The organism is Streptomyces sp. NPDC013317 (genome assembly GCF_055563155.1).
Genome location: NZ_JBVHDX010000026.1, coordinates 9,046 through 20,283, shown reverse-complemented (window position 1 = coordinate 20,283; position 11,238 = coordinate 9,046). Strand labels below are relative to the sequence as shown.

Here is an 11,238-nt window from a genome sequence, read left to right as displayed (position 1 = left end):
TCCAGCATCTCCGCCGGATAACCCGTCTTCTGCGCCACCACCTCCAACAACACCGACCGCACCGTCCCCGCATCCACACCAGCGGACACAGCCGGAGCGGAGGCGGTGGCGGGCGCGAGGGCGGCCGGGGCAGGCTCGGGAGCGGGCGCGGGAGCCGGGGCGGGAGCGGGAGCGGCCTCCGGCGCCGGGGTGGCGACCGGCACGGGCGGGGTCCAGCCCGGGGGCAGCGCCGGGAGGACCGGCGGCTCCGGCAGGACCGGCGGCTCCGGCAGGGCCGGCGCCTCCGCGACGGGCCTCGGCGCGGGCACGGACGGCACGGGGGCGTGACGTGCGGGGGCCGCGGTGGCCGCGCCGCCCATCTCCAGCTGGGCCAGCTGCCGCAGGACGTCGTTGGCGTGCGCGTGGGTGCGCCCGATCGCGAGGCCGTGCTCCTTGACGGAGCTCACACCCGGCAGCACCTGATCCAACTGCCCCTGATCGGCGGCGCGTTCCAGGATGTGCGTGAGGCGCTCGACGCTCTGCAGCTGGCCGTTGAGGTACTCGTCGTGGAGGGAGAGATGGTCCGAGAGGAGTTCCGTGAAGCGATCACTGGGCATGTGCTCGTTCTCCTGAGCAGGGGGCAGGGCATCCGAAGGGATACGGGCGTTCCCCGCCGCGGTGCCGGTGACCGGCGGCGCGGCCCGGGCCGGTTCGGGGAGGGGCTGCTCCGTCGCCCGCACCGGGGCGGCCTGCGGGAGGCTCGGGGCCGGGAGCTCCGCACGTACCACCGCCGCCTCCGCCGGGCGCGCCGCCGGTACGGCGGGAGGCGCGGCGGACGGGCTCGGTGCGACGGCGGACGGGCTCGGTGCGACGGCCCCGGTCGCCACGGCGCCCGCGGCGGCCACGGGCACGCGGTAGCCGTTGGACAGGGCGTCCTGGTAGGCGGCCCGGCGCTCCGGGGACACGTAGTTGATGCCGTTGAGCATCAACGACATGCCCTTGGTGACGACGGGCTCCTCGACGGCGGCGGCGTACCGGTCGGTGACGGCGACCGGGAGGCCGAGCACCGCGAGCCGGGCCACGGACTGCTTGAGGGTGAGGTCGGCGTCCTTGCCGGGTCCGCCGTCGAGGGCGATCGCGGTGTGCGGCCGGTCGCCCAGGATGCGCCCGACGAGACCCGTGAGGACGGACTGCGGGCCGAACTCGACGAAGACCCGGAAGCCGTCGGCGTACATCTCCTCCACGCGGGTCGCGAACTCCACCGGGTTGACGAGCTGTTCGGCGAGGACCCGGCGGTTGTCGGCGACGTCCGTGCCGTAGGCGGCGCCGGGGCTGTTCGCGTAGACCCGCCCGCGCGGCACACCGATGTCGACGGTGTCGACGGCGGCCCGGAAGTCGTCGACGGCGTGGGCGACGAAGGGGGTGTGGAAGGCCGCGGAGACCGGCAGCCGCCGGGCGCGCACCCCGGCGAGGCCGGCGGCCTCGACCAGACGGTCGATCTCGGCGGTGGCTCCGCCGACCACGATCTGGTCGGGCGCGTTGCGGTTGCAGACCCGCAGGTCCGCGCGGTCCGCGAGGAGTTCGGCGACGCGCTCCTCGGGGGCGAACACGGCGGCCATCGCGCCGGTGTCCTCCGCCGCGTGCCCGGAGGCGGGCGACATGGCACGTCCGCGGGCGCGGGCCAGCTGGTGCAGGGTGTCCTCGTCGTACGCTCCGGCCGCGTACAGGGCGGTCAGTTCGCCGAAGCTGTGGCCGAGGAACCCCTCGGCCTCGAAGCCGAGTTCGGTGAGGTACCGGAAGTGTCCGGCGGAGAGCGCGCCGATCGCGGGCTGGGCGTAGGCGGTGGCGCGCAGCGCGGCCTCCTGCTCCGCCCGGCCCTCGTCGTCGACGAGCGGCGGCGGGAACGCCACCCGGGACAGCGGGGTGTCCTCACGGAAGTGCCGGTTGGCGCGGTCGAAGGAGGACCGCAGCGGGGGCAGCGCGAGTACGGCGCTCAGCCCCGGGTCGACGTACTGGCTGCCCTGTCCGGCGAAGAGCGCGGCCACCCGGCCCGTCTCGCCGGCGGAGCGCCGGTAGTGGACCCCCTTGGGGTGGGACCAGGCGTCGCGGTCCGCACGGGCGCGCAGTTCGCCGACGGCGAGTTCGCGCAGCGCGTCGGCCTCGGCCTCGTCGCGGGCCACGAACGCCACCCGGGCGTGCGTCGCGGGGACCGGTCCCCCGGTGGGCGGCGTCTTCGCCGCGAGGGCGTCCGCGAGGGCCTCCGGTCCGGCCGCGTGCCAGAGGTGGACGCGGGCGACCGGGAAGCGTACTTCCAGGTCGTCGCCGTCGCCGTGCTCCTGGAGCACGGCGTGGAAGTTGGTGCCGCCGAAGCCGAACGCGGAGAGCGCCGCCCGCCGCTGCGGGCGCTTCGGGTCGCGGATCCACGGCCGGGTCTTGGTGTTGACGTAGAAGGGGCTGTCCGTGCCGAAGGCCGCGTTGGGCCGGTCCACGTTGATGGTGGGCGGCAGCACCTTGTGGTGCAGCGCGAAGGCGAGCTTGATCATCGAGGCAGCGCCGGCCGCCGCCTTGGTGTGGCCGATCTGGGACTTCACGCTGCCGATGGCGGCGTAGCCCCGCTCGCCGCCGTCCTTGGCGACCACCTCGGTGAGCGCGCTCAGCTCGGTCGCGTCGCCGACCGCCGTGCCGGTGCCGTGCGCCTCGAACAGCTCGATGCTGTCGGGGGCCGCGTCGGCGTCCTGGTAGGCGCGGCGCAGCGCCTCCATCTGACCCTCCTTGCGGGGGGCGTAGATGGACTTGAAGCGTCCGTCGCTGGAGGTGCCGAGGCCACGGATGACCGCGTACACCTGGTTGCCGTCGCGCTCGGCGTCCGCGAGGCGGCGCAGCGCGAGCATGCCGATGCCCTCACCGATCAGCGTCCCGTCGGCCTCGGTGTCGAACGGGCGGATCCGCCCGGACTTGGAGAGCGCGGGCGTCTTGCTGAAGCAGAGGTACATGAAGATCGTGTTCTCGGCGTCGCAGCCGCCGGTCAGCATCGTGTCGGCGCGCCCCTCCAGGAGCTCGCTGACGGCCGTGCGGACCGCGCCGAGCGAGCTGGCGCAGGCGGCGTCGATCGTCATGTTGATGCCGCCGAGGTCGAACCGGTTGGCGATCCGGCCGGCGACGACGTTGCCGAGCATGCCGGGGAAGGAGTTCTCCTCCCACGGGGCGTACGCCATGCGGAACTTGGCGGCGATCTCCTCGGCGTCACGCTCGGAGAGTCCGCAGCTCCTGACCACCTCCTTGAGCACGGGGCTCTGGAGGCGGGCGGTGAGGGGCTGGGTCAGCTGGTTGGCGCCCGTGATGCCGAGCACCACGCCGGTGCGCTTCGGGTCGTACCACCCCTGGTCGGAGCCGGCGTCCTTGAGGAGGTCGCGGGTGACCGTGAGGCTCAGCAGCTGGAGCACGTCGGTCACTTCGAGCGTGTTCGGCGGGAGGCCGAACTCGAGGGGGTTGAAGGGCACGTCGGGGATGAAGCCGCCGCGCCGGGCGTAGGTCTTGTCGGGCACCGAAGGGTCGGGGTCGTAGAACTCGTCGACGTCCCAGTGCCCGGCGGGCACGTCGGTGGTGCAGTCGGCCGCGGCCACGACGTTGGCCCAGAACTCCCGTACGTTCTGCGACTTCGGGAAGAGCCCGGACAGGCCGACGATGGCGATGGGGTCCCTGGCCAGTCTGCGGTCGAGCATCCGTTCCTGGAATTCGTTCACTGGGTGTCCCTCCGGGTCGTGACGAGCTGTGGAGGCCGGGCGGCCGGGATCAGACCGGCGATGGCCCGCGAGGCGTCCGGGCGGATCAGCATGGTGTAGTGGTCGCCGGGCACGGAGTGCGCCTCCACCGTGCGATCGGCCAGGTCGGCCCAACCGAGGGTCGGGTCGGAGGGGATCAGGCTGTGCTGAGCCTTGATCTGGGTGAGGGGCACGGTGGCGGGCTGCGGACGGTAGGTGGAGGTCAGCCTGTTGTTGCGCAGGAGCCCCGCCATATAGGCGTCGAACAGCTTCCGGATGCTCTGCACCGGCGTCCCCTCGGGCAGCGCGCCGCACGTCACGGCGGACCTGAGCAGCCGCTCGAGGCCGGCGACGACGTGGTCGGCGCCGACGGTCGAGGTCGGGACCGCGGCGGACGCGGAGTCCGGGGAGACCGGCGGGGCCTGGAAGGGCACCTCCCTGCCGCGCTTGGCGCCGAGGAACATCGCGAACCAGCGCAGGACGATCACAGGGTCGACGTAGTCGTCCTCCGCGTACGTGTACGTCTCCGTCGGCGCGATGCTGTCGAGCAGCACGATGCCGTCCGGCCTCTCCTCCGGCTTCAGGCGCTCCGTCATCCCGTGCGCCAGGACTCCGCCGAAGGACCAGCCGACGAAGGTGACGGGCCCGGCCGGACCACCGGCGGCCCCGTGGTGCCCGACGTCGGCGCGGTCCGCGCGGTAGGCGTCGATCAGGATGTCGATCAGGCGGTCGACGGTCAGGTCGGACGCGCCGGGATCCATCGCCGCCTGCAGATAGGCGGGGACCGCGCCGACGTCGAGCACGACGAACCCCGTGTCCTGCGGCAGTGCCCCGGCCAGGTTGGCCCAGGTCACGACCGGCAGGGCGCCGGGGTGGACGGCGTAGACGGTACGGCCACCGGGCGGGGTCGCCCGGTGACGTACCAGCACCTGTGCGGCGGCCGCTCTGCTAGGCCGCGGCGCCACGCTGAGCACTCTCCTCGGCGATGTGTGCCGACAGGGCCTCGATGGTCGGGTGGTACCAGAGCGCCGTCGTGCCCAGCTCGAACCCGAGCCAGTTCTCCATCTCGCCGGCGATGACGAGCGCCTCGGTGCTGTCGAGGTCGAGCTCGTCGAAATACTGTCCGGGAGAAATACTCGACGGGTCTTCACCCAACCGGTCCGCGATCTTCTGCACAAGCCATTCCTGAACCTCGCCGGCCGTGACCTTGACCATTACCTGTTCCTTTCTAGAACCTGCACGCACCTGCCACCCCGGACGCCGCTGAATTGGGCTTCCGGGGTGCACAGGTCTACGTGAGAGAACAATGAGCGGTCAGGCCTCCGCTCGCAGTTCGAAAGCCTAGGGAGAGCGTCACCGATTGTGCAACACACCCTTTGGTAAACGCCTTCCCATTTCCGGTGCGCCGTCCATGGCCGGCGCGGCGACGACAGCGGCCCATGACAGCCGGGCCGACCAGGAACGACACGGGGATTCCGCCCCGCGCACCCACGTGCCGCACCCCGCCGTGCGCAGACGACCCGGCGGAAACAGCCTTGGTGACCCCATCGAGCCTGGTCCGAAGCTCTTTCCGGATGTCAGCGGCGCGTCAGAGGCCGCTCAGCGCGCCGTCCGGGCGGTTTCGTACGATGGGAAAGGGCGCAGGGAATTCCATGGAGAATTAACCTCGCCCTCACATGCTCCGAATCGCCCGCCGGACAGACCGTGCACCGGCCGGCGCGGGCATGTCCCGGTAATTCGGTCGCGCCCTGTCACATGCGATGGCGACTGCGGTGACATCCGAGGGTCCGACAAGTAAAAAATTCCGGCCGCGCCTGCTCGGACCCATTGGAATAGACCTTGATGAATTCCGCCCGACAACAAAGGGCACGGCGTGTCCGTGGCTCTCCACGGGGAACTGTGGGACCAGTCCCTTGAGCCCTGCCGACAAGCGTCTGAATTCTTCCGGCCGAGAACGCGTCCTGCCTGCCGGTGAAGGTACGGACGAGCGCGCGGCCCCGGAGGCGTACGCCTCACCCGGCGACCGCCCCCACCCCCCGCTCGACGACGAGCCGTACGAGCTCAGGGGCGGCGCCCAGCGGCGCGGCCACGACGTCCGCCCCGGCCTCGGCCGCCTCGGCGGCGATCCTGTCGGGAAGGAGCCCGGGGGCGAGGACGTACGGGGCGACGGCCACCCGCCGCGCCCCTCGGGCACGCAGCTCGCGTACGGCCTCGCCGGGGCGACGACCGGGACCGGTGACGTACGCGGGAAGGACGTCGCGCCGCCCGGCCCGCCGCAGCGCTCGCGCGACGGCGGCGACGGACGCGCGGGCGCCGGCGTCGCGCGAACCGGTCGCGGCGACGACGACACCGGTCGAGTCCCGTCCGGAGGCCCCCACCCCGGCTTCCGCGAGCCGCCGTTCGAGCGCGGCGACGAGCAGGGGCGATCCGCCGAGGACGTCGGTCGTGTGCACGGGCACGCCCGGGTCTCCGGCCAGCGCCGCGGGGAGGTCCGTCATGGCGTGGTAGGCGCGGGAGAGCAGGAGGGGGACGACGACGACCCGGTCGGCGCCCGCGGCGACGACGGCGCCCAGCGCGTCGGCGACACCCGGCCGGTCGAACTCCAGGAACGCGATCCCGGTCGGCAGGCCGGCGAGGGACCGGACGCCGTCGGCGAGGGTGCGCAGGGTCGCCGCATGCCGGGGGTCGCGGCTGCCGTGGGCCACGAGGAGCAGGGCCGCCCCGTCCGGTCCCGCCGCACGTACGGTGGGCCGGGCGTACGGTCCGTGCGGGGCGAGCATGCGACCGGCGGGCATCCGCCACCTCCTGGGTCCCCGTACGACGGGAGGTTCCGCCGCGCCCGGCACGCTAGGCCAGGCCGGTCACACGCCACTGACGGTGCGCTGACCGGCCGGCGGCGGAGCCCGGACGGGCGCGGTACGACGGCGGGGCGACGGGACGGCGAAACGGGCCGGTGGGCACCACCGGCCCGTCTCCGGGTGCCGACCGCACGCGCCCGCCGAGGCGTCCACGATCGCGTGCACGATCACACGCGTGGACGCGGGTGCAAAGACGGGGCGAGGCGGAGTCGGAGGTTCAGGCGCTGCGCAGTTGGCCGAAGGGCGACTCTCCCCGTACCACGGAGCCCCCGTTTCCGGCCACGTCGAGGGTGAGGGTGGGGTCCCGGCGGAGCATGCGCTGATGCGCGTCGCGGACGGCCTCGGACGGTTCGAGCCCCAGCTCCGTCACGAGGCGGGTGTGCAGCCTCCGGTACGTCTCCAGGGCCTGCCAGATCCGCCCGACCTGATACTGGGTGACCATCAGCTGAAGATGGAACCGCTCGTGCATCGGGTAGCGGGCCGTCAGTTCCGTGAGCCTGCTGAGGACTTCGGCGGTGTGCCCCGAGGCCAGGTCGACGGCGACGCAGGTCTCCAGGACGCTGAGGCACGACTCCTCGAGCCGCAGCGTCTCGACCTTGAGCGGCGGGCCCTGGGCGACGTCCGAGAGGGCGTTGCCCCGCCAGAGCGAGATGGCCTGGTTGAGGAGCTCGGAGGCGCGCGGGTGGTCGCCGCGGCGCGCCGCCGCCAGACCGGCCGCGGCCAGGCTCTCGTGCTCCAGCGCGTCCACGTACCCGGGACGGATGTTGAGGACGTATCCGCCGTGCGTGGTCGCGAGGATCTCCTTGACCCGGCACTCCGTCCCGCTCTTGACGCCGGCGGCGGTGATCGCGCGGCGCAGCTGCATCATGTACGTCTGCAACGTCGCCTGGGCGCTGCGCGGCGGGCTGTCGCCCCACAGTTCGTCGATCAGCTCCCACATCGGCACCGTGTGCCCCGCCCGCAGCGCCAGCAGGGCCAGCACCTGCCGGTGCTTGGCGGCGCTCGGTGTCCACGTCGTACCGCCCAGATCAGCGGTCAACGTACCCAACAACTTGATCTCCACTGAGCCAACTCCCCCCCGACCAGTAAGCACTTCGATGCTGGCAGGGACGATCAAATTCCAGTAGTGATCCGGTCACCAATAGGCCGTGAACGGCAACGTGATCGCTTTGGCTGAATCTCGACTCCAGCGAAAGCCCAGAGGGGCATCAGACGCGTCTCAAGTACCGGCAACCGGGGCCGTGTGAGGCTTCCCCCATGAGATTCACCATCCTCGGACCGGTCGGAATCGTCACGAACAACGAGTTGACCCCTGTCGCCGGTCACCGGCAGCGCATCCTCCTCGCCTCCCTGCTCCTGGCGGACGGACGGCTCCTCACCAACGAGCAGCTCTACAACGAGCTCTGGGGCGACGATCCGCCCCACACGGCCCACAACGCCCTCCAGGCCCAGGTGTCCCGCCTCCGCCGCACGCTCGGCCGGCTGTCCGACTCCTCCGACGCGACCCCGCCCGTGGTCACCCACTCGGCCGGCTACGTCCTGAAGGTCGATCCGAGCGCCGTCGACATGCACACCTTCCGCTGCCGCACCGCGGAGGCGCGGCGCGTCGCCGCCACCGACCCGGGCCGCGCCGTCGATCTCCTGGACTCCGCCCTGGCCCTGTGGCGCGGCAAGCCCCTCCAGGACGTCGGCAACAGCCCGCTCTGCCACAGCATGGCCGTCCAGCTGGAGGAGGAGTACCTCACCGCCCAAGAGACCCGCCTGGAACTCAAGCTCCACTGCGGCCGCACGGAGGAGGCCATCGGGGAGCTCCGCGCGATCAGCGTGGTCCACCCGTGGCGCGAGAAGATCACCGAGATGCTGATGCTCTCCCTCTACCACGTCGGCCGCCGCGCCGAGGCGCTGGAGACCTACCACAGCGCCCGCCGCCAGCTCACCGACCACCTGGGCATCGAGCCCTCCCGCCGCCTGAAGGACACGCTCCGCGTGATCCTCCACGAGGAGCCCACTCCCACCCCCCGCTCGAGGCCGGTCCTGGTCCGCTGACCCGCGGGGCCCGGGCGCCGGCTCGGGCCCTGGGCTTGACCTTCGAGTCGGGTCGAAGGTCTACCGTCGGAGACATGGCGACCTACCGCATCTCGCAGCTCGCCGCACGCTCCGGTGTACCGGCGACCACGCTGCGCTTCTACGAGACCGCCGGTCTGCTGCCGGCGGAGCGGACCGCGTCGGGGTACCGGGTGTACGACGACGAAGCCGTGGACCGGCTGGCCTTCATCACCTCGGCGAAACTCCTCGGCCTGGCCCTCGACGAGATCCGTGAGCTCCTCGACGCACGCGAGGAGGGTGTGTGCGCATCCGTACGGGCACGGCTGCTGCCCCTGGTCACGAGCCGGATCCGGGACACGGACGACCGGGTCGCGGACCTGCGCGCCTTCTCGGACCGGCTGACCGGCGCCCGGACGACCCTGTCCGGCCCCGCCCCGGCGGGAGCGTGCGGCCCGGACTGCGGCTGCACGCGGACCGGCCCGCCGGAGTCCCCGCAGCACGAGGCACGGCGGCACACCCCCGTCATGTGCACCCTGGACGGCCCGTCCCTGGACGAACGCACCGGGCGATGGCGAGACCTCGTCTCGAAGGCCCACCACCAGGAGCGGACCGAAGACGGCGTACGCCTCTCCTTCCCACCCCACGAGGACCTCGCCGCCCGCATGGCCGCCCTGGCCACAGCCGAACAGAGCTGCTGCCCGTTCTTCGACTTCACCCTGCACCTGACCCCGTCATCGCTCCAACTCACCGTCCGCGCCCCGGAGGGCGCGGACGGAATGCTGAGCGAGCTGTTCGCCTGGTCGAGGACAGGGCCGACGGGCGCCCCGCGTTCGCCGCGGACCCACGGGCGGTGTTGAGAACACGGCGGTGCTCATCGACACGGGCCCCCTCCCCGGGCAGGATCCTGCCCGCCGTCTGCGGCTCGCCCACGCGCGCGGCGACCTGCTGATGGGGCTGCCGTCCGGCGGCCGGGGAGCGAAGCCGGCACCGGTGACCCGGACGATCCGGCTGCCGGCCTGGCGGGTACCGGCCGGGGAGGCGATGCTGGATCAGCTCTTCGCCTGACCGCTCCCACGTGCGGGGCGGTGAAGTCCGAGAAGCCCCGGCTCAGGCGTCCTTCTTCACCGGCTCCAGAATCGCGACGCACTCGACGTGATGCGTCATCGGGAAGAGGTCGAACACGCGCAGCGTCCGTACCCGGTAGCCGCCGTCCTTGAAGTAGGCGAGGTCGCGGGCCAGGGCCGCCGGGTCGCAGGCCACGTAGGCGATGCGGCGGGCGCCGAGGCCCGCGAGGTGCTTGACCGTCTGCTTGCCGGCGCCCGCGCGGGGCGGGTCGAGGACGATCAGGTCGACCTCGGAGATGCGGGTGCGCGGGAGGACGGTCTCGACCTTGCCCTGCTCGATGCGGACCCGGTCGTAGGCCTCCAGGTTGTGGCGGGCGTCCTCCACCGCGCGCTTGCCGGACTCGATGCCCAGGACCGCGCCCTGGTCGCCGACGCGGTCGGCGATCGCGCCCGCGAAGAGGCCGACGCCGCAGTAGAGGTCCAGGGCCGTGTCGCCCTTGCGGGGGGTGAGGCCCTGCATGACGGCGAGCATGAGGGTCTGGGCGGCCTTCGGGTGGACCTGCCAGAAGCCGCCGTTGCCGACGCGGTACGTGCGGTCGTCGGCGCGCTCGCGGACGAAGGGGCGGCCGTGGACGCGGTGGACACCGCCGTCCTTCTCGTCGACGCGGAGGACCGAGACCGGCTTGTCCAGTTCGACGAGGGGCAGGCGGGCGCCCGGGCGGGGGGTCAGGATGACCTGGCGGTCGCCGGAGCCGGAGGCCGCGATCCCCTCGACGGAGGCCATGCCCTCCCAGGTGCGCTTCTCGATGCCGAGCTCGGAGACCCCCGGCGCAGCGATCATGCAGTGGTCGATCACCTCGACCTCGTGCGAGCGGTGCTTGCGCAGGCCCGCGTGGCCTTCGGTGTCCACGGCGTACTGGACCCGGGTGCGCCACTGCGGGACCTCGCCCGCCGGGAGCTTGTCGCCCTCGGCCGGCATGACGGTGCCGTCCCAGCCGGCCTCCTCGGGCGTGAGCCCGGCCAGGCGCAGGAGCTGCTCGGCGACGACCTCGCCCTTGAGCCGGCGCTGGGCGCCCGGCTTGGCGTGCTGCCAGTCGCAGCCGCCGCACTTGCCCGGGCCCGCGAACGGGCAGGGCGCCTCCACCCGGTCCTTGGACGCCTCCAGGATCGTGACCGCGTCCGCGCGCAGGTAGCGGGACGTCTCCTCGCCCTCCGTGACCCGCGCGACGACCCGCTCACCCGGCAGCGCGTGGCGGACGAAGAGGACCCGGCCGCCCTCCGTACGCGCGATGCAGTGGCCTCCGTGGGCCACCGGGCCGACCTCGACCTCGTACTCTTCCCCGACCAACGAAGCAACGGGCGCGTTCTGCATGACGGGGTGACTCCAGAGAATGAGAGAGGTGGGGGGGGGCGGGCGGGCGCCCCCCCCCCCCCGGCCCCCCGGGGGGGGGGGGGGGGGGGGGCGATTACACGGGGGGGCGGGGCCCCCCAACCCCCCCCGGGAAGTACAGGCGCGGGCAACCCCCCCAA

Annotated in this window: 9 protein-coding genes; 3 read left to right on the top strand and 6 right to left on the bottom strand. The window is 72.8% G+C overall.

Annotation, left to right across the window (positions count from 1 at the left end; translation table 11 throughout):
* The 5 genes from ACZ3IJ_RS35475 to ACZ3IJ_RS35455 all read right to left on the bottom strand — a co-directional run.
* On the bottom strand, nucleotides 1-3,722 hold a 3,722-nt coding region (locus tag ACZ3IJ_RS35475), incomplete at its 3' end, for a beta-ketoacyl synthase N-terminal-like domain-containing protein (RefSeq protein WP_467475224.1).
* A complete protein-coding gene (locus ACZ3IJ_RS35470; RefSeq protein ID WP_467475223.1) occupies nucleotides 3,719-4,705 on the bottom strand; it encodes a thioesterase domain-containing protein in 987 nt (328 codons plus the stop codon). The genes ACZ3IJ_RS35475 and ACZ3IJ_RS35470, both read right to left, overlap by 4 nt.
* Nucleotides 4,689-4,955 carry an acyl carrier protein gene (locus ACZ3IJ_RS35465; RefSeq protein ID WP_071369419.1) on the bottom strand — a complete coding sequence of 89 codons (267 nt, stop codon included), beginning with the start codon at nucleotides 4,953-4,955 and terminating at the stop codon, nucleotides 4,689-4,691. Before ACZ3IJ_RS35465 ends, ACZ3IJ_RS35470 begins: the two co-directional genes overlap by 17 nt.
* Nucleotides 4,956-5,752: 797 nt before the next feature.
* Entirely contained in the window at nucleotides 5,753-6,535 is a 783-nt protein-coding gene (locus tag ACZ3IJ_RS35460) for a sirohydrochlorin chelatase (protein WP_467475222.1), read from the bottom strand.
* A gap of 280 nt (nucleotides 6,536-6,815) precedes the next feature.
* Nucleotides 6,816-7,637 carry an AfsR/SARP family transcriptional regulator gene (locus tag ACZ3IJ_RS35455; RefSeq protein WP_467475221.1) on the bottom strand — a complete coding sequence of 274 codons (822 nt, stop codon included), beginning with the start codon at nucleotides 7,635-7,637 and terminating at the stop codon, nucleotides 6,816-6,818.
* A gap of 218 nt (nucleotides 7,638-7,855) precedes the next feature.
* Between ACZ3IJ_RS35455 and ACZ3IJ_RS35450 the strand changes: the two genes are divergently transcribed.
* From ACZ3IJ_RS35450 to ACZ3IJ_RS35440, 3 genes are all read left to right on the top strand, one after another.
* Nucleotides 7,856-8,644, top strand: coding sequence for an AfsR/SARP family transcriptional regulator (locus ACZ3IJ_RS35450; protein ID WP_467475219.1), 789 nt, complete (start codon nucleotides 7,856-7,858; stop codon nucleotides 8,642-8,644).
* Nucleotides 8,645-8,718: 74 nt separating this feature from the next.
* Nucleotides 8,719-9,501 carry a MerR family transcriptional regulator gene (locus tag ACZ3IJ_RS35445; protein ID WP_467475217.1) on the top strand — a complete coding sequence of 261 codons (783 nt, stop codon included), beginning with the start codon at nucleotides 8,719-8,721 and terminating at the stop codon, nucleotides 9,499-9,501.
* Nucleotides 9,502-9,511: 10 nt separating this feature from the next.
* Nucleotides 9,512-9,709: a hypothetical protein gene (locus ACZ3IJ_RS35440; RefSeq protein WP_467475215.1), complete on the top strand. Its 198-nt coding sequence runs from the start codon at nucleotides 9,512-9,514 to the stop codon at nucleotides 9,707-9,709.
* A gap of 42 nt (nucleotides 9,710-9,751) precedes the next feature.
* Here the strand turns inward: ACZ3IJ_RS35440 and ACZ3IJ_RS35435 are convergent, their stop codons facing one another.
* Nucleotides 9,752-11,080: a class I SAM-dependent RNA methyltransferase gene (locus tag ACZ3IJ_RS35435; RefSeq protein WP_467475213.1), complete on the bottom strand. Its 1,329-nt coding sequence runs from the start codon at nucleotides 11,078-11,080 to the stop codon at nucleotides 9,752-9,754.
* Nucleotides 11,081-11,238: the final 158 nt, after the last annotated feature.

What these genes read in the sequence shown, in the direction of transcription:
- ACZ3IJ_RS35460 (WP_467475222.1), bottom strand. Translation starts at nt 6,535, where the DNA reads ATGCCCGCCGGTCGCATGCTCGCCCCGCACGGACCGTACGCCCGGCCC.
- ACZ3IJ_RS35435 (WP_467475213.1), bottom strand. Translation starts at nt 11,080, where the DNA reads ATGCAGAACGCGCCCGTTGCTTCGTTGGTCGGGGAAGAGTACGAGGTC.
- ACZ3IJ_RS35465 (WP_071369419.1), bottom strand. Translation starts at nt 4,955, where the DNA reads ATGGTCAAGGTCACGGCCGGCGAGGTTCAGGAATGGCTTGTGCAGAAG.
- ACZ3IJ_RS35445 (WP_467475217.1), top strand. Translation starts at nt 8,719, where the DNA reads ATGGCGACCTACCGCATCTCGCAGCTCGCCGCACGCTCCGGTGTACCG.
- ACZ3IJ_RS35450 (WP_467475219.1), top strand. Translation starts at nt 7,856, where the DNA reads ATGAGATTCACCATCCTCGGACCGGTCGGAATCGTCACGAACAACGAG.